Raw genomic sequence first — 25,516 nt, 5'->3', positions numbered from 1 at the left:
TATTACAAGCTTTGTTGATCAAGCAGTAACTGAGCTTCACGAAGGTTCAATGTGCCTTCATAAATTGCACGACCGGTAATCGCACCTAAAATGCCCGGTTGGCCTTTTAAGTTACGCACGTCGTCAAGGTTGGTCACGCCACCCGATGCAATAACAGGTAAGCCTGAATATGTTGCAAGGTTTACGGTTTGTTCAACGTTCACACCTTGCATCATGCCATCACGTGCGATGTCGGTGTAGACGATGCTCGATACGCCGGCATCTGCAAAGCGTTTTGCCAAATCAGTAGCTTTCACATCAGTGACATTTGCCCAACCATCCGTTGCTACCATGCCGTTCATGGCATCGATACCGACAATGATATGGCCTGCAAATTTTTTGCACGCTTCTTCAACAAATTCAGGCTCTTTTACCGCTTTTGTACCAATGATGACAAACGAGACGCCTGCATCAAGGTAGTGTTCAATGGTTTCAAGAGAGCGGATACCACCACCAATTTGAATTGGCAATTCAGGCTGTGCTTTAGCAATCGCTTCAACCACAGGCTTATGAATCGGTGTACCAGCGAAAGCACCGTTTAAATCTACCAAATGTAAGCGACGCGCGCCTTCATTTACCCAATGCTGTGCAGTTGCCACTGGATCGTCAGAAAATACGGTATCGTCTTCCATACGACCTTGTTTTAAACGGACACATTTGCCATCTTTCAGGTCAATTGCAGGGATGATCAGCATGCTTTCGCTCCTTGCTCAATCAAATTAAGAATGAATTTGTGCCTAATCTTATCAAATAAACGGCTATTCACTAAATGCTAATATCAGAATTGATGAATTAAAAAAGCCTGACATGTGTCAGGCCAGTGTAAATAGAGGATTGGATTTTATTGTTGGTCTATAAAAATGCGCTGTGTATTAGTGTTTTTAGTCATTAAACATAAGCGGTTGTGTGTAATAAATCGATGTTTACGGATTGAAGTAAGCTACCGACATCGTATAAGCCTTGATTGAGGGCTGTAGTACTTTCACCGACCACTTGAACGAGATCACCGACCACAGGAAGTTCAGTAGCAATCGATGTAATCGGTGCAATGTCATCCAGTAAGGTATCTAAAGTGCCTGAAACATCTTGCACGACACCACCCACACTTGCTAATGGATCATTCAGGACGGCTGTTAATAATTCGCTAGGATCAATACTGGCTACATAGTCGCCCGTTTCAGCCAACAAGCCAGTTAAATTACCCGTAGTTTCGCCTACTGCATCCAATAGACCGCCCAGCAATGGCAAGTCAGAAAGTGCGTCTGTGATTGGTGCAGCAACACCACTTATATGATCAACCAAACCTGCAGCTTCTGTCACGGTTTGACCGACCACACCAGTTACACCATTGAGAGCGGTTTGTACACCGCCGAGAAGATCACCTGTCGCTAGTTGATCGGCTACCGCATGTAAGCCATCACCTAAGGTGCCGACCAACTGATTTTCAACCGCGAGTACTTTTTCGATGGTCCCACCAATGAGCGGAAGCTCAGTCAGTGCATTCGTTAAGGGCACTGTTAAGCTACTTACGGTCTCTAATACGGTGTCTACTGTATCCAAAACAGTATTTAAAACCAGTCCAACCGCTTTACTGATCCCTTGTAAAGTCAGGCTGAGTACACCGCTGATTTTTCCTGTAAATAAGTTCAACATGTCAGGTTCTCCAAGCTTTTAAATTATGATGTGTTATGTATTTGGCAGACTTGTTTTAGCAAAAGGAGATTGATGAAAACAAATTATGAAAGTATAGAAAGAATGAGATAAATCATGTAATTCTGCTAGAAAACTTAGAGAGATCAAAACCTTAGTTGAATAAAAATATAAATGTATATTAATGTAATTAAAATGAGCTAAATCAAAGATATAAATGTACTTAAAAGGTGCGATTTTATTTTTTTTAGACTGTGCTGTGACTATTTTTAAGGCAATAACGTACTGTTTAAATCTCTAGTGCAAATAAACTGCAAATTCATTGGCACTCTTCAGCCGATCTTTGCACTTGGTCATGCCATAGATTGGGGCAATATCCAGTTACAGAGCGGTTACATCGCTGAATATAAATTAAATCATTAAAATAATTAAGGATTTATAAATTCATGTGCGGACGAATTCTTAGTTTGAGAGACGTATTGGGAATGGTTTTGGGTAATAAGCCACGTTGTAATAATTCTTCAAAGACCAAAACAGGGGCATAGGCATCGGCAGCGGCATAACGAATTTGCTCCGGACTTAAGCGCTTTTTGGCCCAATTCGAGGTGCTGACCGATTTAGATTTTGGAAAATTCACACGAAAAAGCAGTGCCATGGCATTTTTTAAACCGACGGGTTGGCTTAAGCCAAAAGAAGCAAAGCACTTGGAGAGTTCCAATACACTATTCAGTTCGATGCCTTTTTTACGAAATAAATGCGCATCATTTTTTAAGCCAAAACCCACTTTAATTTGATCACGATTACTCAAGATCGGCTTTAAAAACTCCCAAGTGCATTCGTTCATTTGAAACAACCACGCCTGTTGCGCCGTAGCGAGTTGGATTAAATGTGGACCGGTAGAGACCTCACCTTTACGAAAAGTCGGCTTAGATTCAGAGTCGAAACCGAATAAGGCAGTTGTCTGTAATTCATCGGACCAGTGTTGGCATTGTTCGGCATTGTGAATGACATGGATCTGCTCTGGCACTAAATTTTGGAACAATGGAAAATCTTTAATCTGTTCTTTTGTTGGCAAAATAGGTGTCAGTAGAGCATCAGTCATTGTGATTCAATTCAAAGGCTTGTTGTTGCAGCCTAGAGCGTTTAGTAGGGAAATGCAAATACCGAGATGTGGCGTTGAGCATGAGCCATTGACTCACCTGCCTGTCATAGCGCGTTGCTATGACAGTGACGAGGGCACTTAAACACAGTGACCAAGAGGTTTAAAGACAGTAACTTAAAACAGAAAACGCGCAGTAAATAATACATTTACCAAGATCAGTAAGAATAAACCGATAAAGAGAAAGGCGAGGACCACCTCCCATGTTTTGGATTCACGTGGCTCACCATATTGATTGGCATTTGCAGACCCCGGGATGAGCATCAGCGCAATGCACATAACGATATTGAGCAACGGAATCAGCTCTAAGAGTGCAAACCAGCCTGAGAGATTAAAGTCATGCAAACGACGCACTGAAAAAATCATCAAAGGGATCAGCATTAAAATATTTAGGATCAATCCAATCACTTGCGTCATTGGATTTTCAGCATGAGCTATTAGGGCATGGAGGGTATTGGGCATCATGCTGACGATCAGTAGCATCAGTATGCTTAGCATGAGGCCATAGAAGACATTCCAACCGATAAAAGACATGCGATTAAAACGACCGTCACGGTTCCAACCAGAGTTTATATTGGGTGAATTATTCATATTAAATGATCTTAAATTATCGTAAAAAGTATAGTTATCATTCATTTTTAGCCGCAAAAAAATTGAGCTAAAAACGACATAAAAATGTGAAAAAGTACAGGATTTGATCCTGAACATAAAAAGCGCGTTGATTATAAAGGTAAAGTACAAAAAAAGCCCACATGTGTGAGCTTGTTTGAGTAGATGTATTACTGTTTAGAGCGATCTAGGCGGCATCTAATGATTTATCATTATTGTTGTTGAATCGTGGTTTGCTGAGAGCGGATCACATAGTTTTGGTAAGACGGAATCATGATCGCAGCGAGTATACCGAGTATAAACACCACGATATACAAAACAGCGAGTACTGTTTCCCAGCCTTTGGTCGGGCGTGGTTGTCCAAAGCTATTGCTACCGCTATTACCCGGCGCAAATAACACATAGAGCGCAAACAATATATTCACTACAGGAACTAAGATCAGCAGTGCAAGCCATCCAGAATGGTCTCGGTCATGTAAACGACGGATTAAGAAAATGACGCTGTAATAAATGACGATGGCATACATGATAAAGAAAATAATCATGAGTGGCGTCGACATTGCACCCTCAGTCAGCGCATTTTGCGCGCCGGGTATGAGCAGGCCGACTACAACAGCAATTAGTGTAAAAATAATGCCGAGCAGTAGATTCCATGCAAGATAAGCGCGACGGCTAAAGCGACCACTGGCTTGGGTCGGTGAGTCAGATGTGAAGGTATTCATTATTATTCCTAGGCTTTGGTATTTTTATAAGTAGGCAAATTCTAAAATGAATATATAGAAAATAAAAGAATGAAAAATAAACAGTACAAAAAAGCCCGCAAGGAGCGGGCTTTTTTGCGGCGAAGGAATTTTAAATATCCCATTCCACAAAGTTTTTCAGCAATTGCAGACCGGCTGTATGACTTTTTTCTGGGTGAAATTGTGTCGCAAACAAGTTTTCCTTGTGAATTGCGGTACAAAATTCCAAACCATAGTCACAGGTTGCAGCAACAATGCTTGAGTCTTGCGGCTCTACATAGAAGCTATGTACGAAATAGAAACGTGCATCTTGCTCAATGTTTTTCCACATCGGGTGGCTAGGGTCTGCCTGATGCACTTGGTTCCAGCCCATGTGCGGCACTTTTAATCCCTCTACATCAGGGAAGCGTTTAACCGAACCTTCAAAAATACCCAATGCATCTGCACCGCCATTTTCTTCGGAATGCTGCATTAGGGCTTGCATGCCGACACAGATCGCAAGCACAGGTTTATTAAATGCCGCTTTACGGACGACTTCATCAATCCCTGCATCATGCATGCCTTGCATACAGTCACGCATTGCTCCCACACCGGGGAACACAATTTTATCTGCTTGTGCAATCAGCTTAGGATCATTGGTGACATCAACAGTTGCACCCACGTGTTCAAGGGCTTTTGCTGCTGAGTGAAGATTTCCCATGCCATAGTCAAGAAGGGCAATACGGGTCATTACAATGTTCCTTTGGTAGACGCAACAGTATTTTCGGCACGAGGGTCAACTTCACACGCCATACGTAATGCACGGGCAAAGGCTTTAAATACGCTTTCAATTTGGTGGTGGCTGTTTTTACCTTTTAGGTTGTCGATGTGCAGCGTCATTAACGCATGGTTCACAAAACCTTGGAAAAATTCAGAGAAAAGATCCACATCAAAAGTCCCGATGCGCGCGCGAGTGAATGGAATATCCATCCAAAGACCCGGACGGCCAGATAAATCCACCACAACACGACTCAGTGATTCATCAAGTGGCGCATAGAAGTGACCGTAGCGACGTAAGCCTTTTTTATTGCCCAATGCTTGAGCAAAGGCTTGGCCAAGTGTAATCCCACAGTCTTCTACGGTATGATGATCGTCAATTTCAAGATCGCCATCACAATGAATATCAATATCAAACAGACCATGTCGCTTGATTTGATCAATCATATGATCTAAAAATGGAACACCAGTGTTTAAAGTGCCTTGACCAGTACCATCAAGATTCACACGAACTCGAATTTTGGTTTCGTTGGTGTTTCTTACCACTTCACTGATACGATCTGTCATAGACACGTTCCTCAAATACGTCAAAATGATTGATGTAAAAAATATTTTCGCTGTGACGAAAAGTCACCGCATATTAGATTGCTCAGGAGGGTTTATCAATGCCTATTACCGTACATGCCTATACTTCTTTGGAAAATGATGAAGTGCGCAGCCAGCTTGAGCGACTGTATGACACCAGCCCTGAGTTTAGCGACGGTTCAGATGCCATTGAACAACTTGAGCAGAACTTAGCTCAGTATACCTTAGTTTACACTGCAGAATTTAATACAAAATTGATTGGCGCGATTTGGTGTACAGGCCAAGGCGAAAGCAAAACCCTTGAATATATTGTGGTACACCCTGCAAATCGTGGGCGTGGTGTTGCAGAACGTCTAGTGAGTGAAGCGACACGTATGGAAGAAGAAAAAGGGGTGAAGACTTTTGAGCCGGGTTGTGGCGCGATCCACCGCTGTTTGGCACACATTGGTAAAATTGACGTAGTTGAGTAAAGTTCAATTTTTAAAAGACAGTCTCCGTGCTGTCTTTTTTTCGTCTGAATAATTAAATTGACTCAGACTTAAATGTAAATAAGACAAAAAGTAAGCGATTAGTGTGAAATATTGATTTAAAAATAAACATTTGAGAAAAAAGCCCATGCTTATACTTGACGGCATACAGCTTAAATTGTTTAATACGCCCCATCGGCGTGATAGCTCAGTAGGTAGAGCAACGGATTGAAAATCCGTGTGTCCCCAGTTCGATCCTGGGTCTCGCCACCATATTCAAAACTGATTTTTCAGTTTATCAATCCCTGATCCCATCAGGGATTTTTTTTGCCTAAAAAATATGCATACAAAAAATATTTTTATAAATATGATTGACTAATTAACTAAGATACGGCTTAATACACCGCATCGGCGTGATAGCTCAGTAGGTAGAGCAACGGATTGAAAATCCGTGTGTCCCCAGTTCGATCCTGGGTCTCGCCACCATATTCGAAAAAGCCTCAAACCATTGTTTGAGGTTTTTTTTCGTCTGTTGTTTTTTAGTTGTTGATATTTCGCACAGTTTAACTGATACAATCGATGCCAGATGATGAGCCCAATGGCTATAAGAAAATTATTAAAAAATAAGGGTTAAGGTTATGAAAAAAATATTATTTCCTGTTTTGATCGGTATGAGTGCCTTGCTGAGCGCATGTGGTGGCGGGGGCGGCAGTAATGTCGATTCTTCCTATTCTAAAACCATTATCCAAAATGGTGTGACCTATGAATGTAAAAGTGAAAATGCAGCAGCGCTTTGTGATAATGGCAATTGTTCTTCATGTGAATCATCGCTCGATAAAATAATTACAGCATCATGCAGCACCAGTATTTCTGCGGGGCAAACAATTTATGCCGTGACCAAAACGGGCTGTGTATCCAATATGAAATCGGGCAGCAGAATAACTGCAGCATGTGATAATGGTCTGCTTAAATTAAAAGTTGGATCTAACTTTAGCTTAAATCAGGTGATTAATACGGGTACTACGATGAGCTCTGGTGAGTATATTGTCGGCACAGAAGTGCTCCGCTGTGGCTTTTAATCAAATGAACATAGGTTCGTGGAGTGACAGGTGAAGCGACTTCAATATGCGGCGCTTGGACTGCTCTGTTTTGCACTGGGCTATATTGCGGCATCGTGGAATGACCAACCAAGCTTGACGTCACCGCCACCTGAGCACTCGCTTGTCTCTTTGGCGACGAATAATCCTGTGGCACTCTTGGCTTTAGATCGAGATGCCTCGGATCAGCCTCATTCTAAAGATATACAGCAACAACTCAAAGGCCAACATCTTCAGCTAAAGAGGATTATTCAGCAGACTTCAGATCAACAATTGGGGCAATATTTACAGCAGGCATTTCCCAATTACAGTTTTGCAGGGATTCAAAATAAGCAGCAGTTTGCGCAGCAGATGTTAGACGAATTTCTACAAGCCAAAAATGATCCGCAGCAGCGATTGGCAGGGCAAGCGTATGTGACTGATCAATCACAGACAGATGTAGATCAAGTTTTACCTCGTGAAATCTATGTCACACAGCCGTTGTATGCACATTTTGATACCATGGGTAAAGTTCCAAACAATACGCAAGTTATGGTGCGTTGGACGCATCGTGATAGCGGTGAAGTGCTGCTCTTTACGCCACGCAAAGTTAGTGAGCAACAGCAACAAAACTGGGTGAGTTTCTATCCTATGACTGGATGGAAAACTGGTCATTATGATGTGAAATATTATCAAATGAATGATCAATTAAGCCCGATTGCACAGACCAGTTTTTATATACAGCACGTGATTGAGTAAATATTTGAAGCTCAAATGTTATCGCTGAGTGATTGAGTAAATATTTGAAGCTCAAATGTTATCGCTGAAGCTATGACTTAAGTGCTAGTTTCCGACCCTAAAAATTCGATTAAACTGATAAAAAAACAACTAATGAATCTCCGCAATGAAAGACCTTTTCTCTACAGGGAGTGCGCTGTATCAACAAGCACGTCCAAGTTATTCTGCTGAAGTCGTCGATAGCATCTTGCAGCATGTTGCCGTGCGTGAACTGGCATGGGACTGCGGTGCAGGTTCAGGTCAATTTACCAAAGGTTTGGCACCCTATTTTCAACAGGTTTTAGCGACAGATCTGAGTGCTGAACAATTGGCACAAGCACCCAATTTAGACAATGTACGTTATGAGCAAGCCAGCGCAGAACATTGTCCGCTTGCTGACCATTCAGTGGATTTAATCACAGTTGCGCAAGCGATTCATTGGTTCGATTTTGCTGCCTTTTATGCGGAAGTACGACGAGTATTGAAACCCCATGGTCACATCGCCATTGTGGGCTATGGTCTGATGCAATTTGAACATGCGGAATTAAACCAGCTTTTACTGGATCTGTATTTTGTCACGTTAAAGGGCTATTGGGACGTTGAACGTCGTTACATCGATGAAGAATATCGTAGTATTCCGTTTCCATTTCAGGAGTTAGCGACACCTCAGCTGTTTTTAAATTACAGGTGGCGTTCACAGCAAATTTTAGACTATCTGCAAACATGGTCTGGGTTAAAACACTACCAACAGCAACATCCGACACTTCAGCCATGTGCAGCTTTGCATGACTTCTTTAGCTGTCATCCGCAGCAAGAGTTTGCTTTGTCATTTCCTGTGCTGTTAAGAATCGGGACCGTATAAAAAAGAAAAAGTAGCCGCAATATAGATAGATAAAAGATGATATCTCAAGTCTAGAATGAGCAACGTGAGGTTTAAATAAGCTGTGCTCTCCTGCCGTTTGTCGGGCTTAAATCTAGTAAATTGATTAATTGTTGTACAATAATAGCAGTGTAAATTTTTTCAATTTTTTATTTTTAAATCTCTCGGAATGAACATGATGAATCTCCCTAAATCTGTTTCCGTTTTGGTTTTTGTTAGTGCAGCAATGACGGCTATGAGTACTTTGGCTGCGGAAAAAGCCACTACAAAAGCTGAGGATACCGAACAACAAGCTATTCAGATGCCTGCTTTAACCATTATGGCAGAGCGTGAAATGCGTGCAGAGACGGGCATTGTTGAGTATCAAGAGCAGGTCGATCGCCGTAAAGCCTTACAGCAACGGGTAATGCAACTTGAGCGCGATACGCAAAACAAAGGTGTCGATGCAACAATCGTGTCAAATGTAGATGTCTTGCCTGCGACAGCAGTGCCTGATATGTCCAATTTATCACCTTTGATGCAGCAGCATGTTTTAGATATTGCCGCAGGTTTGCAGTCTTCTGACCCACGCAATGGTTTATATATTATGTTGCAACCCTTTGGGATAGACCGAAATGCGACCAATGTGCAAATCAGTCGTGATCAAATTAATCTTGGCAATATTGACCGTCAGTTAAATACCAATCCGATCAAGACCCCATAATCGAATACATCTCTACAGCAAATTGAAGGCGAAAATTCATGTTTTATCCATGAATTTTCGTTTTGATGACATGCGCAATTTAAGACTTTCTATATTGATGATTTCAAATAGCCTCCTTAAAAAGCATGGCTATTTTATCGTCAGTCTTCAAACTTTTGGTTAAACTGAATAAAAGGGCATTCGGAGCTCATTATGCCGCGTATCTTTGTTGTCTTAGCCAGTGCTACGGTATTGGTCTTTGGATGGATGTTTTATCAATATTCAGTACAGCAAAAAGAAGCTGTGCAACTCTCGACCTATGAAACGGTTTTGCGCGAAAAAACCGAGCAAATTTTTCAGCAAGCTCAGCACTGGGAAGAACCGATACAACTTAATGTGACAGATGCACGGCTAACGGGTGATTATAAAATCATGTCGGATTTTATTTTGAGCCAAATGCTGCAGCGTGCAGAAGCGCGAAATCAATATATTCGTGATCTTAAAGCACTGAATTGGGATAAATTTCTCGACATCGATCGCTTATTAAAAGATAAAAAAGACCAATATCAAGAGACTGAGCAAATGTTGCAACAGGTGCATGCTGTGGTCGATGCTTATGAGCAAAAAACCACTCAGCAAGAGGAAAATGGTTTAGCTCAGGCCAAACAGTTGGCGGTCAAACAGGTGTTTCGTCAGCAAATTGCCCAGAGTTTAAGAGACAGTCGTGATAGTGATGAGTCGCATGCTTTATTTGAGTTAGAAAAGCAAAGCTTGGCGAAGGCTGATGAGCTCTTTGCTGTGCTGAAAGCCAATAAATGGGAAAAGAAAAATAAATTATTTATGTTCTATGAAGATGCGCCTTTAAAGCAGTTTAATCAGCTTTATACAGAGATGTTAGCGCTCAATGCGCAAATGGATGAAATCCGCCAAAAGAACCGTTCAGAGTTGAAACAAAAGCTTTAACTGACTGTCATCACTCTTTCAAATTTGCGCGATAAAGTGGCTTATAGCAGGGTTTTACATCATATAGAGGTCCATGCTCATGCGAGCTATTCAGATTTTTGATGATATTCAGCAGGTCTATATCGACTTTATCGCGAACCGCCAATATCCACGTTTGGAAAGTTTAAACAATTGGGGCAAGAACCGTTTTTTCTTCAGTCAGTATTTTCGCATGATTGAAGATTGGCATCTGACTGAACAGATTGTGATTGAATTTAATCAACAATTTTATAGTTTGGATACAGGGACGGCGCCTGACTTTATGGATCAAGACAAATACATGGCTTGGTTGATGGAACAATTACAAATATTAAAATAAGTCCTTTTCATTCAAATTATTCAGCACAGCTTCAAGACATGTTATACAAGTGAAAGCTATCCTTTAGCGGATGGCTTTTTTGTTGTTATCGAGCATCATTTTGGGAACTGAGTTCCGAACTAGCATGAATAACGCAAAAAACATTGGCTTTAAAACAGTCTTTGATTGTTTAAATTGCAAATTTAATACAACTATTAATCAATAGTGTGACTTAAATCACTTAAAATACGCCGAAAATTTAAACATAAATTTTTAGCCAGCAGCCCATATCGCATAAGAAGCTGAGCTGTATTGAACTTGCAAGCATTCTAACCTTAGACCGATTGGCTTTGAATGAAAGGTTTATCGCCATTTTTAGAGACGATTTTTTTTAGCGTATGAAAAAATTAATACTGCTATGGCTTGCCATATGTGCGGTTTCATTGGTGTCGATAGGCTATACCTATGAATTATTCATTAGCCCTGTTTGGGTGGTAAATGCATTCGCTGCCTATGGCATGATTTTAATGCGGAAGCATTTAAGCCACGATTTACTGATCGTACTCTATGCTTTTAGTGCGATTTTTGTGGCTTCGCTGATGGTCGATCCCGCCAAGACATTAGAGGATAAATTTCTCCTGTGTGCGATTTCGGCATTTCAAATTTGGGTATTTATTAAAGCCTATTTGGCACTGAGCCATTTAAAAAAACGCCGCTTTAAGCGAACCCTAATGTTAGCTGTTCCGAGTATCGTGAGTGCTTTTGCAGGCAGTCTCTTGTTTGTAGCGTGCTTTCAGATGGACAACCAATACTTTGCCTTTGTTGATTATTTTCTAGAGCAATTTGCAACAAGTTTGGCTGTGGTATGTTTATTATTTGGTGTTCAGCGTTGGGTGAATGTGCCGTGGATAGATTATGGCTATCTGATCGTGGCACTGGCCGTGCAATATGTGATCTCAAATGATCAGATCTTCTATGCTTGCATGGTCTTGCCTTTATTGATGTGTTATTACGCGATCAAATACGAACTCAAAACCTTTTGCTGGCTGATTGGTTTAATGACGCTGATCTGTGGCTGGTATGGTGCCATGCCATTGGCTGGGGAATATTGGTCGGATGCACAAGTACATATGCTCTCGCGGATCAGTTCTTATCGTTTGGCATTGGGTATTTATCTGATCATTTTTCTGTTTATTTGTGAGCTATATGCACGAAATAAACGCCTGTATTTGGCTTTGCAACGTGTAAGTTTTTGCGATGAGTTGACGGGGCTGAAAAATCGCCATGCTTTTAAAGAACAAATATTTATAGAGGGTGCGGTTGATAAAGGCTGTGTCATTTTGCTCGATGTCGATAATTTTAAAAAAATTAATGACCAATATGGACACCAAATGGGGGACAGTGTTTTGGTGCATTTGGCAAAAATCTTAAAAAATTGTAGTCCTCGCGCGAGTTTTATCAGTCGCTGGGGCGGTGAAGAATTTTTAATTTTGCTCGAAGGTGCCGATTTGGAGCAGGGTAAAATGTTGTGTGAAACAATTTTGGAACGCTGCGAACATGTACCGTTTCGAAAAGATCAATTAAGGCTAGATGTCAGCTTTAGTATGGGCTTGGCCGAGTTTCAACAGTTGAGTTTGTCTAATTACTCCACGACTCTACAGCATGTCGATGCCTGCCTATATCAGGCGAAATCACAGGGGAAAAATCAGTTTGTTTATCAAAAGATTATTCCGTTAGCAGAAAGCAGTATTGCAGTCTAAATGGGCAAAAAAAGATGCCGTGAAGGCATCTTTTTTTAGCATTTAATCAACGATTAAGCTGCTTTTTTGAACCAAGAAAAGAAACCTTTTTTCTCAGTTTTTGCTGCTTCAGCTTTTTTCTCTGCACATTTTTTAGCGCAGTCTTTTTTCGCTTCAGCTTTTACTTCTTCAGTTTTAGTTTCAACAGCTTCTTTTGCATCAGTTGCTTTTTCTACAGCTGCATCTTTTGCTTCAACAGTTTTTGCAACGACAGCATCTTTAGTTGCTACAGTTTTTGCTACAGTCGCGTCTTTTGCTGCAACAGTGTTCGCAACAACAGCGTCTTTAGTCGCTACAGTTTTTGCTACAGTTGCATCTTTTGCTGCAACTGCAGTTTCTTTAGTTGCTGCTGCTTTTTCTACAACTGCTTTTTTCATGTCAGCAGTTTTTGCTTTAGTGGTTTCTTTTACTGTTAAAGTTTTAGTTTGAGTCGCTTTTTCTGCAACAGCCACTTGAGTTTTAGCAGCATCTTTAGTTGCTTGAGCAGCAGCTACAGTTGCAGTTTTCGCTTGTGCAGCTTGAGCTTTTACAGCTTCAACAGCAGTCGCAGGTTTTTGTTCTACAGCAGTAGTTGCCATAGCAGAAGTTGTAGCAGCAACTAAAGCAACAGCTAAAGTAGTTTTGATCGCGTTCATAGTCATCACTCTATAAAACTTAGTTAAAATAAGGCATTGTAAATTTTATGCCTTATCAACAGCCCTTAGGTTACACTGCACAGAGTAAGAGATTTGATTGTGTGAATATTCCCCCAATGTTACAAACGGATAACATGGTGTAACGCAGAAAAACAAACAAAAACAGCGTACATTGCACAGCATTCGAAATTTTCAATTCAAAGCTGATTTAAAATCATTGTTAAAGCCGTTATGGTGAATATACATTTCCGCTATTGGTATGGCATAAAAATAACGTCGCATGAGGTATAACTACAGATGCAGCAGCTTATTTGTTATAAACAGTTCCCTGTGTGGACGCAGCAGTCGATTCCACACGGTTTTAAACAACAGCACAATACCAAAGCAGGCACATGGGCAAAACTCACCGTGCTGCAAGGTGAAGTAAATTTTGCCATGTTAGATGCGTCAGGAAATGTCCTTTCCACGCATGTATTTAGTCCAGACCAGCCACCACCGTTTATAGAACCGCAGGCGTGGCACAAGATTGTGTCTGCGAGTGACGATGTGCAATGTCAGTTAAGTTTTTATTGCTTAGCACAGGATTATTTTTATAAGAAGTATCAGCTCAGTCCAACACATTCAGAAATTTTGGCAGCAACACCATATTTGCAAGGTGGTCGTGCTTTGGATGTCGGCTGTGGGCAGGGGCGTAATTCGCTGTACTTAAGTCAGCTGTCTGAGCAGCGTTTTGAGGTGGATGCATGGGATGTCAATCCACACAGTTTGCATAAGCTGCAAGAGGTGATCGCTGCGGAAGGCATTGAAAATATTCATGTACAGCAGCGTGATCTAAACGCTGACCCAAGCATTATAGGTACATACGACTTTATTTGCTGTACTGTGGTGATGATGTTTTTAGAGGCCAATACAGTCAAGCCGCTGATTCAGCAGATTCAGAAAGCGACAAATATCAATGGTTATAACCTTATAGTTTGCGCGATGGATACGCCTGATTTACCTGCACAGCCTGACTTTCCATTTACGTTTAAAGCAGGGGAGTTAAGTGCGCTATACGAGGGCTGGAAGATCGTGAAATACAATGAAAATGTCGGTGAGTTGCATCGGGTGGATGCAGAGGGAAATCGAATTCAACAGCATTTTGCGACGTTGTTGGCGCAGAAAATTTAAGCCTAGTATTTTAGGATGTTGAGTTGAAGAGTTGGGGATCAACTCAACACTTACTTTACTTAAACTGAAATAATGGAAACATTTTTGAGTTAGTTTGGCAGTATTTATATTTAGGTCGAGTAATTTAATAAAATGTAACCAAATTAGTAATTTAGGTTAATAAATGATGTTGATTATTTTTTAGTGGTCATAGAATATTTTAACGAAATGAATTTTTAAACTTATTTAGAGCTGACCCTTGTTAAGCCTAAATGTGGTAAATTTGAACACTTAATCTCTGTTGTTGCATGCTGAAAAGCGTTGTACTCAGCATGCAACTTTATATCTGAGCCTGAACTTAATTTACTTTAGTTTCAAACAATGGATTAAGGATTTGGTCTGCTTGTAAATTATGGTTATTAGTAGAGTAGATTCTACCTTTAAGTAAGTCAGCTTTATGCCATTCGAATGTTTGCTTATCTAAGTCTAATAAACGAACTGAGTATTGCTGACCCTCCTTAGGCATGTATGCTGTAACTATTCCAGCACCTGCACCCATAGTTGCTAGTGTTACACCTACACTTAAGGCACCCATTGCAAATTTACTTCCTACAGATGCATTCAATCCATCAAGCGAAACTAAAAAAATATAGTTTGAGTTTGCCCATTCTTTTAAAGTCTTGACAGTTGTTTCATCAAGCTGAGGCATATCTAGTTTTGCATTTCTATTTCGAACATTTGATAAATTTACAGCATCTGTTTTGGCTATAAACTGAGTAAGTGCAAATGCTGCTGCACGTTGATCATCAGTCATATTGCTATTTTGATTTAGAAGAGGATATGTGCTGATAGGCGCTCTTTTAGAATTGCTATCAACCTGAAATTCGTATTTTTTAAGCTGTTCTTCAGGCATTGAACCACAAATAAACGGCGTAGCAGAGGTACTAACAGTGACATTATGTTGGTTTAACTGTTGTGTAAAAGTTTGAATAAACTTCTCACTTGTAAGTTTAGTAGGCTCGATGAGTACTAAATCTTTCCCTAATTCATTGGTTAAAAGGCATGAGTTCACAAAAATCGCTACAGGTTTTACTTGGATTGCAGCTTGGGTCTGATTTAATTTTTGGCGCGACTCTTCGGAGATTTTTGTTGTTGCACAACCTGTAAATGCAAGACTGGCGATCAGTGGTAACACAATATTTTTCATAGAAACTCTTGTTTGGTTTTGTTTGATTTCTATGCATATTATGCATAAATTGTGTTAATAATCTAATTAAATCTTTATTAAAAAACCCCGCAAAAGCGGGGTTCTTTTTAGTCACGTATTTAAGAATTAAACACGTTCAATCACTGTTGCGATACCTTGACCTAGACCAATACACATGGTCGCAAGACCGATTTGTGTATCTTGCTGTTCCATAACGTTCAGCAAAGTCGTTGTGATACGTGCGCCAGAACAACCCAATGGGTGACCCAAAGCGATTGCACCACCGTTCAAGTTTACACGGTCTTGTTGGTCATAAATGCCTAAGCCTTTAAGAACAGACAAACCTTGCGCAGCGAACGCTTCATTCAATTCAAACGTTTGGATGTCAGCAATTGACAAGCCAGCACGTTTAAGCGCTTTTTGAGTTGCTGGTACAGGACCATAACCCATGATCGCAGCATCACAGCCTGCAACCGCCATAGAACGAATCACAGCACGTGGCTTAAGACCTAAAGCTTGAGCACGTTCAGCAGACATCAGCAACATTGCAGAAGCACCATCAGACAAAGCTGAAGATGTTGCAGCAGTTACTGTACCGCCTTTCGGATCGAATACTGGACGTAAAGCTTGGAATGCTTCAAGGTTTGCATCAGGACGAATCACTTCATCGATATCGCACAGAATTTTGAAGCCATTCGCATCGTGACCTTCAACGCCCACGATTTCATTTTTGAAACGACCTTCTTGTGTTGCAGCCCAAGCACGGCGGTGTGATTCAACACCAAACGCATCTTGTTCTTCACGCGAAATACCGTTCATACGACCTAACATTTCAGCTGTTAAGCCCATCATGTTAGATGCTTTTGCATAGTGCTTAGACGCTTCAGGGTTGATGTCGATGCCGTGCATCATGCCAACGTGACCCATGTGCTCTACACCACCAATGATGAAGATATCACCTTGGTTGGTTGCAATTTGCGCAGCCGCTGTGTGGATTGCTTGCATAGAAGAACCACAAAGACGGTTCACTGTTTGACCTGCAACAGTCTTTGGAAGATCAGCCAATAACGCAATGTTACGACCAATGTTCATACCTTGCTCTAGGGTTTGGTTTACACAGCCCCAGATTACGTCTTCAACTTCATTGGTATCAAACTGGTTACGAGCAACAAGCGCGCGTACTAATTCAGCAGATAAGCTGTCAGCACGGACGTTACGGAACATACCATTTTTGGTTTTACCCATTGCTGAACGTACGCCATCAACGATGACAACGTCACGTGGATTTAAAGTAGCCATTCACGTTGCTCCTTAACCGTAGAATTTTTTGTTGTTAGCAGCCATGTCACGCAACATTTGTGGCGCTTCATAAGCCTTACCTAAATACGCATATTTGTCGCAAAGCGCTACGTATTCAGCGACACCTGTTTGGTCGATGTAACGGCATGGACCACCACGGAATGGAGGGAAACCTACACCCATGATCATCGCCATATCTGCTTCAGCAGCAGTCGCTACGATGTTGTCTTCTAGGCAACGAACAGTTTCGTTACAGAACGTCAGCATCATACGGTCAATGATTTCTTGAGCATCAAATTCACGTTTTTCCGCAGTTGCAACAGAAGCCACAAGTTCGTAAGCCACAGGATCAACCACTTTGGCTTTCTTACCTTTACGGTCAAGTTCGTATTTGTAGAAACCAACGTCGTTCTTTTGACCAAGACGTTTGTTTTCGTACATGGTTAAAGTTGCGCCTTTGTAGTCTGGCTTCATGCGGTCAGGGAAACCTTCCGCCATTACTTCCGCACCGTGTACGCCTGTGTCGATACCCACAACGTCGATGAGGTAAGCAGGACCCATTGGCCAGCCGAATTTTTCCATCACTTTATCAACTTGCTGGAAGTCAGCACCGTCTTTCAGTAGAAGGTCAAATGCACCGAAGTAAGGGAACAATACGCGGTTTACAAGGAAGCCCGGGCAGTCATTGACAACGATTGGGGTTTTACCCATTTTTTGAGCAAGAACTACAGTCGTTGCAATCGCTTCAGCAGAAGTCTTTTCACCGCGGATCACTTCTACCAATGGCATCATGTGAACTGGGTTAAAGAAGTGCATACCTACGAAGTTTTCAGGACGTTGTAGGTTTTCAGCCAAACGTGTGATTGAAATGGTTGACGTGTTAGACGCAATGATCGTGTTTTCACGAACATTTTTTTCAGTTTCAGCAAGTACGATACCCTTAACTTTCGGGTTTTCCGTTACTGCTTCAATCACGATGTCCACTTCTTTAAACTCATCATAGCTTAAAGTCGGACGGATGCGCGCAAGAGTTTCACCCATTTTCGCCGCAGTCATTTTTTTGCGATCAACTTGTTTAGTCAACAATTTGTTCGCTTCAGACATACCTAACGCCAATTGTGGGTTACCAATGTCTTTCATGATGATTGGTGTGCCTTTGCTTGCTGCTTGGTAAGCAATACCACCACCCATGATACCCGCGCCTAATACAGCTGCTTGGTTGACAGGGTGAGCACCTTTTTCATATTTCTTCGAAGTTTTCTTCACAATTTGGTCGTTAAGGAATAAACCAATTAACGCACCTGCTTGTGGAGTCACAGCCGCTTTAGCAAAACCTTGCGCTTCGATTTTCAATGCTTCATCACGTGGAAGGCTTGCACCTGCTTGTAATGAGTCTAGAAGAAGTTTTGGCGCTGGGTATTGAGCAGGATTTGCTTTTGCAAGCACTGCACCTTTCGCTGTATTGAATGCCATCATTTGTTCAAGCATGTTCAATTTAACAGGATCTAATTTTTCTTGGCGTTTTGCTTTCCAGTCTACACGGCCAGCAATTGCTTGTTTCACAAGGTCAATTGCAGCGTCTTGTAGTTTGTCTGCAGCAACAACTGCATCAACAGCACCGTCTTTGAGCGCAGCAGCCGGCTTTTTCGGTGCAGCCATTGCCATCCATTCAACCGCATTGTCGATACCAATCACGCGGCTTAAACGAACCGTACCACCAAAACCAGGGTAGATACCCAGTTTGATTTCTGGAAGGCCAACTTGTGCAGCATCTGACATCACACGATAGTCACACACTAAGCACATTTCAAAACCGCCGCCCAATGCCATACCATTGATTGCAGCAACTTTAGGAACGTTTAGATCTTCAAACGCATTGAAGATGTCGTGAACAGGCAATGCCCAATCCACAATCGCTTGTTCGCCTTGAGCGAAGTTGTCACCGAATTCAGTGATATCTGCACCCACGATAAATGTAGATTTACCTGAAGTAACGATTAAACCTTTGATGTCACCGTTTGCTTTAACAGCGTCAATTGCAGCTTTAAAATCTTCAATTGTTGCGCGGTTAAACTTGTTGACCGACTCACCTTGTAAGTCAAAGCGGAATTCTGCAATTCCGTCCGAAAGCATTTGGACGGTAATGGCATTGCCAGCGTGGATCATGCCTGATCTCCTTTATTTTGGAGGACTTCTAAGTTGATGTTGTGAAGCGAGTACGCGGTTCCTGCGTACACTTTATGCCTCGCTAATCTTACGATAACTATATCTAAAAAGAACATAACAAGTTGTATCAAGCCGTGACGCTAGGGTCATCAAAATTTCTTTTGGAAATAGACTTTGGATCTGCCTTTAAACGCTATCGCTCTAATTAAATATGTTGAAGCTTATGTTTCAGTTCACATTTTTTTATAAATGTAAGCTATAGATTGAGATGCGAATGAAAAATTCAAGAAAAAAACAAGTGTATTTTTCGGCAGAATGGTCAATTCACTTTTAACATTGTCATCCATCTTTGCTGAGACACAGTGTTCTATGCTGCTTATTTAGGCATCACTGAGCACTATGCTATACTCGCCGCGTTCTCAAAAGTTAATTTTTCATTAAGCACAATGCTTATTAGCACCAGGTCCTCATATGATTAAGTGGATTATCCTGGCGGTCTTTGTCATTTCTGCGTTTTATATTCAGCAACGCGGTAAAGTCCGTCATTCATTTTATCGTCAGTTTTTTGATCATTCGACATTGCTCGCACCGATCAATTTTCTCATGTACATGTTTTCAAAAGTGCCGAGTCAACCCTATATCGACACGCAGCATTTTAAAGATTTAAAAGTCTTAGATGAAAACTGGGAAATGATTCGTGATGAAGCCAAGGCCTTGTATGAAAAAGGGGGCATCAAAGCATCGAGTACTTATGATGATCTTGGATTTAACTCGTTCTTTAAAACAGGTTGGAAACGCTTTTATTTAAAATGGTATGACTCAGCCCATCCTTCGGCTGCTGAACTTTGCCCAAAAACTACGGCCTTGTTAAAAAATTTACCCACTATTAAAGCCGCGATGTTTACTGAGTTGGCGCCCGACAGTCGTTTAGTTCGTCATCGTGACCCCTATGCAGGTTCATTGCGTTATCACTTGGGCTTACTGACGCCCAATGATGACCGTTGTTTTATTGATGTCGATGGTCAGCGGTACTCATGGCGTGACGGCGAGAGTGTGGTGTTTGATGAAACTTATATTCACTATGCTGAAAATAAAACGGATCAGAACCGGATCATTTTCTTTGCAGATGTTGAACGGCCATTAAAGTCAAAGTGGATGGAAGCTTTTAACCATTGGTTTGGTAAAAATGTCATGACTGCTGCAAGTTCACCGAATGAAAGCGGTGATAAAACAGGTGGTTTAAATAAAGTATTTGGCTATGTCTATCAAATTCGCATAAAAGCCAAAGCCTTGAAAAAAACCAATCGTTCACTGTATTACTTTTTAAAGTGGTTCCTGATGTTGGGGCTGTTCTTCCTGATTTTTGTACGTCCATATTTATTTTAAAAGTGTAATAAATATCGAAAAAATGCGCCCTTAGGGGCGTTTTTTTATGCTGACAGTCAGTGAAATATCAGTTATCGTGGAAGCAGAATAAAAATAATTATGCAGAGCAAATCAGCTAAATACAGGAATCGTGTTAGCCAAAATAAGCCAGAATCAGAATAAGCCAGAAAAAATGAGCCAATAGACGAGGAATATGATGTTGACGTCCGAACTTAAGCCCATGCAAAACCGTTGAGCTGAAAGAAAAGCGTCATCATCAATGATAGCCAAAACCCAAGGGTGAAAACGGTGGAAGCTTTGCATGCAGGCATGAAGACCTACTGCATAGAAACCCTGTGTAAACGCCTGAAGGGATTGATTTGGCGGGAAGGGTATCCGATTCATGAAAGCAACCAACCAAACATTGATGCATCAAATGCATATTTCGATGCAAGATATAGAACGACGTAAACAGTTGCTTGGCTTGACTGATTTAGAGCTGGCGGAACTGGCTTCGATTGGTGGAATTGTGGCGCCAATACTCGACAGTATGGTCGATGAATTTTATGAAAATCAGACCTCAATTCCAGAAATTGCCACTTTGATTGGTGATCTTGATACCTTGAAGCGTTTGCAACGCGCGCAGCACCAGTATTTATTGGACTTATTTTCGGGACGCTATGACAGCGCTTATGTGAATAACCGTTTACGGATTGGTTTGGTTCATAAGCGTATAGGTGTAGAGCCGAAATTGTATCTCTCTGCGGTGCATACCCTAAAGACTATGTTGTTCCGCTTAATTCAGCGTACCTTTAATGATACGGAACAGTATCAGCGGATTATTAACACCTTGGAAAAGCTCTTTATGTTCGACACTACATTGGTGGTGGAAACCTATGTATGGAGTTTGATTAATGAGGTGAAGGTCTCCCGTGAAAAAATGGAACAGTATGCGCATGCGCTAGAGTTTCGTGCACAAGAAATGGAAGAACTTTCACAGCGCGATCCATTAACAGGACTGTTAAATGTCCGGCATTTATCGACCTTATTGACCAGTATTTTATATACCGCACAGCGTAATCATGAACCCGTAACAGTAGTGTTTATTGATATCAATGATTTTAAAAAGATCAATGATGAACAAGGTCATCCACGTGGAGATCAGGTACTACAAACGGTTGCTGCGGCCATAAAGTCGGTTGCACGTTTAGATGATCATTGCTTCCGTTATGGCGGAGACGAATTTTGTTTGGTCTTGCCTGGTTGCAGTGAAAAGCATGTGGAAGGGAGTTTTATCCCGCGATTACTTGAAACCGTGGAAGAAATGGAAAGTGGCTTGAGTTTGAGTATTGGGCTGTGCCAAACAGACCATCAACAAGGCTATGTAGATGCCATGAGCTTGGTACAACAAGCCGATGCTAAAATGTATCAAGAGAAAAAGAATTATAAACGTTTGCAGGAACAACCCTTTCCGAAAGAAGCGTGATCCGAGCTTAAAGAACGCCAAAAATAACAATAGATGAATAGCGAAACTTGAGCTAAATGGATCTCTATATTCTTGAAAATAATGTGATAAATACGCTTATTTCCTGCAAAAATAAAAGCTGAAATAGCAGATGCATCCTTCAAAATCTTGTATAGAATAAAAGCAGTTGATGGGGGATAAGATGCAAGTTTTTCGTTCAAAAAAAGATTGGTGGGTGGTGGCGTTTATTGTTTGTATGAGCGGTTTACTCATTCAATTATTACTCACCATGCATGCCAAAGGCACGATGCAACAATATCCTCTTCATACCGCGGTGTATATTTTGACGGTGTTATTGCTGTGGTGGCCAATATTCAATACACGTTATCAAATTTCCGCTACAGAATTAAATATCCGTAGCATGTTTCTACGTTGGCAGATTCCTTTGCAGGATATCCAACGCATCAGTGCAAGTCAGGATTTGTCTGCGGCACCTGCGCTTTCCATTAAACGGTTAAAAATTGAATATATACAGAATGGACAACGCAAATTCGTCATGGTTTCACCGAAAGATCCGCAAGCTTTTGCTAAAGCGATTGGTGTTCCAATCCAATAAATATAAGAATGCTGCATAAAGGTATGTGAGCATGCCTTTTAAAGACCAGTGAATTATTTAATAATAACCAATTGTCCAAGTTGTGCATCTAGGTGTATTTTAGTTCGTTCGGGATGATTCAAAAAATACACCGCCAAAATAGGCTCAAGCTCGACCCGCATTTTTCGTGCTAAATGCCGTGCGCCATACTGAATATCATGGTTCTGATAAAAATGTGCTTTGGCTGCATCTGTGAGTTTGATACTGCGTTTTTGATGTTGTAGGCGTTGATTAAGTTTTTCCAGTTCAATCTCCACCAAACGGGGCAAGGCATCATCTTGAACGGGTTGATATTGCAGTACACGGTCAATACGGTTAATAAATTCAGGGTCGAATTTACGTTGCATGACTTTTTCAATAATGCTGCTGACCGGCACGCGTTTGAGACAAACCTTCTGTATTTTTTCGGGTAAAAAATTTAACTTATCTAGATATTGCTGTGCCGCTTGTGCACCTACATTGCTGGTCATAAAGATCATACAATTACGAAAGTCGATGGTTTTTGTACCTGAGGTTAGGGTTAATTTTCCGCTATCTAGCACATTCATTAAGCCGCGAAGCACTTCGGTTGACGCTTTTTCCAGTTCATCAAAAAGCACGATGCCCGGACGGGTATGACTACCTGCAATGGCAACTTCATCAAATAAACTATGACCTTCTTTAGAACCGACATAGCCCGGAGGCGCACCAGTAATGGCAGCCGCATAATGTTCCTGTGCGAGCGTGTTCATATCAATACGGCAAAAGGCATCAGGTCGGCCATAAATCACTTCACTGATTAAACGCACAGTTTCGGTTTTACCAACACCTGTCGGTCCAAGCATTAAGGTTACGGAGAGCGGTCGTTCAGGACTGGAAAAATCAGCCTTGACCACATGCAGCATTTTTTCAATTTCGTCTAATGCTGCTTCTTGTCCAATGATCCGTTGCTTTAAGCGTTGCATAACGTCATGCGGTTCAAAATGAAAACGCGGCTTACCCATCAAACGGTTTTTTTCAGCAGTGCTCTGCGTCGAAGTTGTCGGGTGTACGACATGGATGGCGGGATTGGCGTTCGTCATGCATCATGTTCCTAAAGCGTGATGTTTTGAGCATAGCAAATTTAGAATTTTGCATTAATAGCTTTTAGCAATCAGATCATTGCTATGAGCAACAATAAATTTGCGGGATTGCTTGAAAATGTAGGTAAAAGCATCACATCATGTCAAAGAGCAATATCGAAGACGGAACAAGGCAAAAGTGAACGAAAACGCACGCGAACATATTGAAAAAATTCTTGCCAATATGACGACTCTACCCGGTGTTTACCGCATGCTGGGTAAAGACGGTGAGTTGCTGTACGTGGGTAAAGCAAAGAATTTAAAAAATCGTGTGTCGAGTTATTTTGTGAAAACTATTGAGCATCCCAAGACGCAGGCTTTGGTTGCCCGTATTTATGATATTGAAAGTTTGGTGGTGCGTTCTGAAACGGAAGCCCTATTGCTCGAACAAAACCTGATTAAGTTGCATCGTCCGCCGTATAACATCATGCTGCGTGATGATAAGTCTTATGTTTATATTTTTATCTCTGCCGATAAACCCTATCCGCGAATTGCCGCAGGACGTGGGAAAGGTAAGCATCAAGCTGGTAAGTTTTTTGGACCTTATCCGAGTGCTTATAACGCGCGTGATACGTTGGTGGTGCTGCAAAAACTGTTTAATGTGCGTCAGTGTGAAAATAGCTATTTTTCGCAGCGCAAACGACCATGCTTGCAATACCAAATTAAACGCTGTTCCGCGCCTTGTGTGGGTTTGATCTCACCCGAAGATTACAAAGAAGATGTCAATAACTCGATTCGGTTTTTACAAGGCGACACTAAAGAGCTTAATCAAGAGCTGATTGGGAAAATGGAAGCTGCGGCCGAAGCACTCGAGTTTGAAAAGGCGGTGTTTTATCGTGATCGTATGGCGCTGCTGCGTGATGTGCAAACTCAGCAAGCGATTTATAAAGTCAAAGGTGAGGCTGATATCATTGCCATTGCTTATCAAGCCGGTGTGACCTGTGTGCAAATCATGCATGTGCGCAATGGCAAAATGCTCGGCGGAAAGAGTTATTTCCCTGATATGCAGGGTGATGATCTAGGTCAAATGCTCTCGGACTTCATTGCCAATTTCTACTTTCAAGTTGCAGATGAGATTCCAACTGAACTCATCATCAATGTCGATATTCCAGATCGCAAAGACATGGAAGATGCACTACATCAGCACTTTGATAAAAAAATTCAAATCAAACATAAAGTGCGTGAAACCCGTGCAGAGTGGCAAGAGCTTGCACAAATGAATGTGCAACACGCCATTAAAGGTAAATTGGCTGATCATTTTGAATTGAATGAGCGCTTTCATCAGTTAGAGCAAGTCGTTGGGCGGCCGATTGACAGTATTGAGTGTTTTGATATTTCTCACACTATGGGTGAGGCAACTATCGCGTCTTGTGTGGTCTTTGATGCTGGCGGTGCAAGAAAGCGCGACTATCGCCAATTTTCCATCAATGACATTACCGAAGGCGATGATTATGCTGCAATGCGTCAAGCGCTGACCCGCCGCTATAAAAAGCATATGCTGCCCGATTTGCTACTAATTGACGGGGGTAAAGGTCAATTACACATGGCGATGGAAGTCATGCAAGAACTCGAGCTTGACGCCTTTATGGTCGGGGTGTCCAAAGGTGAGGGGCGTAAACCGGGTCTGGAAACATTGCACTTTACCGATGGTGAAAAAATCCAATTGCCCGAAGACCATAAAGCCCTGCATTTGATTCAACAGGTTCGTGATGAAGCCCACCGCTTTGCCATTACCAAACACCGAGCGAAACGAGATAAAAAGCGCGGCTCTTCGGTACTTGAGGTGATCCCGGGCTTAGGGCCAAAACGTCGTCGGGATCTTCTGACCCATTTTGGTGGCATTCAAGGGGTGTTGAAGGCTTCTGAAAATGATTTAAAACTTGTACCGGGATTAGGCGATGTGATGGCGCGCACCATTTATAAAATCCTGCATGAATAGAGCGAACTAAGTTCAAT

Annotated in this window: 25 protein-coding genes and 2 tRNA genes; 15 read left to right on the top strand and 12 right to left on the bottom strand. The window is 41.6% G+C overall.

Annotated features, from left to right (window positions below; translation table 11 throughout):
* Nucleotides 1–2: 2 nt before the first annotated feature.
* The 7 genes from hisA to hisB form a co-directional block, all read right to left on the bottom strand.
* Nucleotides 3–734: a 1-(5-phosphoribosyl)-5-[(5-phosphoribosylamino)methylideneamino]imidazole-4-carboxamide isomerase gene (gene hisA, locus B1201_RS08645; RefSeq protein ID WP_078190493.1), complete on the bottom strand. Its 732-nt coding sequence runs from the start codon at nucleotides 732–734 to the stop codon at nucleotides 3–5.
* Between the two features lie 193 nt (nucleotides 735–927).
* Nucleotides 928–1,692 carry a hypothetical protein gene (locus B1201_RS08640; RefSeq protein ID WP_078193151.1) on the bottom strand — a complete coding sequence of 255 codons (765 nt, stop codon included), beginning with the start codon at nucleotides 1,690–1,692 and terminating at the stop codon, nucleotides 928–930.
* A 433-nt stretch (nucleotides 1,693–2,125) separates the two neighbouring features.
* Complete coding sequence (locus B1201_RS08635; RefSeq protein ID WP_078193150.1) at nucleotides 2,126–2,791, bottom strand: 3'-5' exonuclease; 666 nt, start codon at nucleotides 2,789–2,791, stop codon at nucleotides 2,126–2,128.
* 174 nt (nucleotides 2,792–2,965) lie between these two features.
* Nucleotides 2,966–3,439, bottom strand: coding sequence for a DUF805 domain-containing protein (locus B1201_RS08630; protein ID WP_171263766.1), 474 nt, complete (start codon nucleotides 3,437–3,439; stop codon nucleotides 2,966–2,968).
* A 230-nt stretch (nucleotides 3,440–3,669) separates the two neighbouring features.
* Nucleotides 3,670–4,179, bottom strand: coding sequence for a DUF805 domain-containing protein (locus tag B1201_RS08625; RefSeq protein ID WP_078193148.1), 510 nt, complete (start codon nucleotides 4,177–4,179; stop codon nucleotides 3,670–3,672).
* Nucleotides 4,180–4,309: 130 nt separating this feature from the next.
* Complete coding sequence (gene hisH / locus B1201_RS08620; RefSeq protein ID WP_078193147.1) at nucleotides 4,310–4,927, bottom strand: imidazole glycerol phosphate synthase subunit HisH; 618 nt, start codon at nucleotides 4,925–4,927, stop codon at nucleotides 4,310–4,312.
* Nucleotides 4,927–5,520 carry an imidazoleglycerol-phosphate dehydratase HisB gene (hisB, locus tag B1201_RS08615; protein WP_078190487.1) on the bottom strand — a complete coding sequence of 198 codons (594 nt, stop codon included), beginning with the start codon at nucleotides 5,518–5,520 and terminating at the stop codon, nucleotides 4,927–4,929. The genes hisH and hisB overlap by 1 nt, the downstream gene beginning before the upstream one ends.
* Before the next feature lie 98 nt (nucleotides 5,521–5,618).
* Between hisB and B1201_RS08610 the strand changes: the two genes are divergently transcribed.
* From B1201_RS08610 to B1201_RS08565, 10 genes are all read left to right on the top strand, one after another.
* Complete coding sequence (locus B1201_RS08610) at nucleotides 5,619–6,008, top strand: GNAT family N-acetyltransferase (protein WP_078193146.1); 390 nt, start codon at nucleotides 5,619–5,621, stop codon at nucleotides 6,006–6,008.
* A 194-nt stretch (nucleotides 6,009–6,202) separates the two neighbouring features.
* Nucleotides 6,203–6,278 (top strand) — tRNA-Phe (locus B1201_RS08605).
* Nucleotides 6,279–6,415: 137 nt separating this feature from the next.
* Nucleotides 6,416–6,491: transfer RNA gene (locus B1201_RS08600), tRNA-Phe, on the top strand.
* 152 nt (nucleotides 6,492–6,643) lie between these two features.
* Nucleotides 6,644–7,084: a hypothetical protein gene (locus B1201_RS08595; protein WP_078193145.1), complete on the top strand. Its 441-nt coding sequence runs from the start codon at nucleotides 6,644–6,646 to the stop codon at nucleotides 7,082–7,084.
* A 30-nt stretch (nucleotides 7,085–7,114) separates the two neighbouring features.
* On the top strand, nucleotides 7,115–7,840 hold the full coding sequence (locus B1201_RS08590; protein ID WP_078193144.1) for a hypothetical protein: 726 nt from the start codon (nucleotides 7,115–7,117) through the stop codon (nucleotides 7,838–7,840).
* A gap of 145 nt (nucleotides 7,841–7,985) precedes the next feature.
* Nucleotides 7,986–8,720, top strand: coding sequence for a class I SAM-dependent methyltransferase (locus B1201_RS08585; RefSeq protein ID WP_078193143.1), 735 nt, complete (start codon nucleotides 7,986–7,988; stop codon nucleotides 8,718–8,720).
* Between the two features lie 193 nt (nucleotides 8,721–8,913).
* Nucleotides 8,914–9,441, top strand: coding sequence for a hypothetical protein (locus B1201_RS08580; RefSeq protein WP_227591847.1), 528 nt, complete (start codon nucleotides 8,914–8,916; stop codon nucleotides 9,439–9,441).
* 192 nt (nucleotides 9,442–9,633) lie between these two features.
* The gene (locus B1201_RS08575) at nucleotides 9,634–10,383 is read left to right on the top strand and encodes a hypothetical protein (protein ID WP_078193141.1); all 750 of its coding nucleotides are present in this window, start codon (nucleotides 9,634–9,636) and stop codon (nucleotides 10,381–10,383) included.
* A 79-nt stretch (nucleotides 10,384–10,462) separates the two neighbouring features.
* Nucleotides 10,463–10,741, top strand: a complete 279-nt coding sequence (locus B1201_RS08570; protein ID WP_078190480.1) for a hypothetical protein — start codon at nucleotides 10,463–10,465, stop codon at nucleotides 10,739–10,741.
* Nucleotides 10,742–11,118: 377 nt separating this feature from the next.
* On the top strand, nucleotides 11,119–12,480 hold the full coding sequence (locus tag B1201_RS08565; RefSeq protein ID WP_078193140.1) for a GGDEF domain-containing protein: 1,362 nt from the start codon (nucleotides 11,119–11,121) through the stop codon (nucleotides 12,478–12,480).
* A 53-nt stretch (nucleotides 12,481–12,533) separates the two neighbouring features.
* Here the strand turns inward: B1201_RS08565 and B1201_RS08560 are convergent, their stop codons facing one another.
* Nucleotides 12,534–13,154 carry a hypothetical protein gene (locus tag B1201_RS08560; RefSeq protein ID WP_078193139.1) on the bottom strand — a complete coding sequence of 207 codons (621 nt, stop codon included), beginning with the start codon at nucleotides 13,152–13,154 and terminating at the stop codon, nucleotides 12,534–12,536.
* A 297-nt stretch (nucleotides 13,155–13,451) separates the two neighbouring features.
* Between B1201_RS08560 and tehB the strand changes: the two genes are divergently transcribed.
* Entirely contained in the window at nucleotides 13,452–14,324 is an 873-nt protein-coding gene (tehB, locus tag B1201_RS08555) for an SAM-dependent methyltransferase TehB (RefSeq protein ID WP_078193138.1), read from the top strand.
* 337 nt (nucleotides 14,325–14,661) lie between these two features.
* On the opposite strand, the gene B1201_RS08550 is transcribed toward tehB, so the two are convergent.
* The 3 genes from B1201_RS08550 to fadB all read right to left on the bottom strand — a co-directional run bounded on the left by B1201_RS08550 (nucleotide 14,662) and on the right by fadB (nucleotide 18,975).
* Entirely contained in the window at nucleotides 14,662–15,510 is an 849-nt protein-coding gene (locus tag B1201_RS08550; protein ID WP_078193137.1) for a hypothetical protein, read from the bottom strand.
* A gap of 126 nt (nucleotides 15,511–15,636) precedes the next feature.
* Nucleotides 15,637–16,809 carry an acetyl-CoA C-acyltransferase FadA gene (gene fadA, locus B1201_RS08545; protein WP_078193136.1) on the bottom strand — a complete coding sequence of 391 codons (1,173 nt, stop codon included), beginning with the start codon at nucleotides 16,807–16,809 and terminating at the stop codon, nucleotides 15,637–15,639.
* Between the two features lie 12 nt (nucleotides 16,810–16,821).
* Complete coding sequence (gene fadB, locus B1201_RS08540) at nucleotides 16,822–18,975, bottom strand: fatty acid oxidation complex subunit alpha FadB (RefSeq protein ID WP_078193135.1); 2,154 nt, start codon at nucleotides 18,973–18,975, stop codon at nucleotides 16,822–16,824.
* 471 nt (nucleotides 18,976–19,446) lie between these two features.
* On the opposite strand from fadB, the gene lpxO reads away from it, so the two are divergent.
* The 3 genes from lpxO (at nucleotide 19,447) to B1201_RS08520 (ending at nucleotide 22,421) form a co-directional block, all read left to right on the top strand.
* The gene (gene lpxO / locus B1201_RS08535; RefSeq protein ID WP_078190472.1) at nucleotides 19,447–20,361 is read left to right on the top strand and encodes a lipid A hydroxylase LpxO; all 915 of its coding nucleotides are present in this window, start codon (nucleotides 19,447–19,449) and stop codon (nucleotides 20,359–20,361) included.
* 382 nt (nucleotides 20,362–20,743) lie between these two features.
* Nucleotides 20,744–21,826, top strand: a complete 1,083-nt coding sequence (locus B1201_RS08525) for a diguanylate cyclase domain-containing protein (protein WP_078193133.1) — start codon at nucleotides 20,744–20,746, stop codon at nucleotides 21,824–21,826.
* 181 nt (nucleotides 21,827–22,007) lie between these two features.
* Nucleotides 22,008–22,421, top strand: coding sequence for a PH domain-containing protein (locus B1201_RS08520; RefSeq protein WP_078193308.1), 414 nt, complete (start codon nucleotides 22,008–22,010; stop codon nucleotides 22,419–22,421).
* 53 nt (nucleotides 22,422–22,474) lie between these two features.
* Here B1201_RS08520 and B1201_RS08515 read toward each other — a convergent pair whose 3' ends face one another.
* The gene (locus B1201_RS08515; protein WP_078193132.1) at nucleotides 22,475–23,521 is read right to left on the bottom strand and encodes an AAA family ATPase; all 1,047 of its coding nucleotides are present in this window, start codon (nucleotides 23,519–23,521) and stop codon (nucleotides 22,475–22,477) included.
* 178 nt (nucleotides 23,522–23,699) lie between these two features.
* On the opposite strand from B1201_RS08515, the gene uvrC reads away from it, so the two are divergent.
* Nucleotides 23,700–25,499 (top strand): excinuclease ABC subunit UvrC, encoded by a 1,800-nt coding sequence (gene uvrC, locus B1201_RS08510; protein ID WP_078193131.1) that lies wholly within the window; start codon nucleotides 23,700–23,702, stop codon nucleotides 25,497–25,499.
* Nucleotides 25,500–25,516: the final 17 nt, after the last annotated feature.

This window comes from Acinetobacter sp. ANC 5600, assembly GCF_002018395.1.
Classification (GTDB): Bacteria; Pseudomonadota; Gammaproteobacteria; order Pseudomonadales; family Moraxellaceae; genus Acinetobacter; species Acinetobacter amyesii.
The sequence above is the reverse complement of the archived record's forward strand: the minus strand, read 5'-3'. Positions and strand labels throughout refer to the sequence as shown.

What these genes read in the sequence shown, in the direction of transcription:
- fadB (WP_078193135.1), bottom strand. Translation starts at nt 18,975, where the DNA reads ATGATCCACGCTGGCAATGCCATTACCGTCCAAATGCTTTCGGACGGA.
- tehB (WP_078193138.1), top strand. Translation starts at nt 13,452, where the DNA reads ATGCAGCAGCTTATTTGTTATAAACAGTTCCCTGTGTGGACGCAGCAG.
- hisA (WP_078190493.1), bottom strand. Translation starts at nt 734, where the DNA reads ATGCTGATCATCCCTGCAATTGACCTGAAAGATGGCAAATGTGTCCGT.
- B1201_RS08635 (WP_078193150.1), bottom strand. Translation starts at nt 2,791, where the DNA reads ATGACTGATGCTCTACTGACACCTATTTTGCCAACAAAAGAACAGATT.
- B1201_RS08595 (WP_078193145.1), top strand. Translation starts at nt 6,644, where the DNA reads ATGAAAAAAATATTATTTCCTGTTTTGATCGGTATGAGTGCCTTGCTG.
- B1201_RS08580 (WP_227591847.1), top strand. Translation starts at nt 8,914, where the DNA reads ATGATGAATCTCCCTAAATCTGTTTCCGTTTTGGTTTTTGTTAGTGCA.
- fadA (WP_078193136.1), bottom strand. Translation starts at nt 16,809, where the DNA reads ATGGCTACTTTAAATCCACGTGACGTTGTCATCGTTGATGGCGTACGT.
- B1201_RS08585 (WP_078193143.1), top strand. Translation starts at nt 7,986, where the DNA reads ATGAAAGACCTTTTCTCTACAGGGAGTGCGCTGTATCAACAAGCACGT.
- hisH (WP_078193147.1), bottom strand. Translation starts at nt 4,927, where the DNA reads ATGACCCGTATTGCCCTTCTTGACTATGGCATGGGAAATCTTCACTCA.
- B1201_RS08610 (WP_078193146.1), top strand. Translation starts at nt 5,619, where the DNA reads ATGCCTATTACCGTACATGCCTATACTTCTTTGGAAAATGATGAAGTG.
- B1201_RS08570 (WP_078190480.1), top strand. Translation starts at nt 10,463, where the DNA reads ATGCGAGCTATTCAGATTTTTGATGATATTCAGCAGGTCTATATCGAC.
- B1201_RS08640 (WP_078193151.1), bottom strand. Translation starts at nt 1,692, where the DNA reads ATGTTGAACTTATTTACAGGAAAAATCAGCGGTGTACTCAGCCTGACT.
- B1201_RS08575 (WP_078193141.1), top strand. Translation starts at nt 9,634, where the DNA reads ATGCCGCGTATCTTTGTTGTCTTAGCCAGTGCTACGGTATTGGTCTTT.
- B1201_RS08520 (WP_078193308.1), top strand. Translation starts at nt 22,008, where the DNA reads ATGCAAGTTTTTCGTTCAAAAAAAGATTGGTGGGTGGTGGCGTTTATT.
- B1201_RS08515 (WP_078193132.1), bottom strand. Translation starts at nt 23,521, where the DNA reads ATGACGAACGCCAATCCCGCCATCCATGTCGTACACCCGACAACTTCG.
- B1201_RS08550 (WP_078193137.1), bottom strand. Translation starts at nt 15,510, where the DNA reads ATGAAAAATATTGTGTTACCACTGATCGCCAGTCTTGCATTTACAGGT.
- B1201_RS08630 (WP_171263766.1), bottom strand. Translation starts at nt 3,439, where the DNA reads ATGAATAATTCACCCAATATAAACTCTGGTTGGAACCGTGACGGTCGT.
- B1201_RS08560 (WP_078193139.1), bottom strand. Translation starts at nt 13,154, where the DNA reads ATGAACGCGATCAAAACTACTTTAGCTGTTGCTTTAGTTGCTGCTACA.
- hisB (WP_078190487.1), bottom strand. Translation starts at nt 5,520, where the DNA reads ATGACAGATCGTATCAGTGAAGTGGTAAGAAACACCAACGAAACCAAA.
- B1201_RS08525 (WP_078193133.1), top strand. Translation starts at nt 20,744, where the DNA reads ATGAAAGCAACCAACCAAACATTGATGCATCAAATGCATATTTCGATG.
- B1201_RS08565 (WP_078193140.1), top strand. Translation starts at nt 11,119, where the DNA reads ATGAAAAAATTAATACTGCTATGGCTTGCCATATGTGCGGTTTCATTG.
- lpxO (WP_078190472.1), top strand. Translation starts at nt 19,447, where the DNA reads ATGATTAAGTGGATTATCCTGGCGGTCTTTGTCATTTCTGCGTTTTAT.
- B1201_RS08625 (WP_078193148.1), bottom strand. Translation starts at nt 4,179, where the DNA reads ATGAATACCTTCACATCTGACTCACCGACCCAAGCCAGTGGTCGCTTT.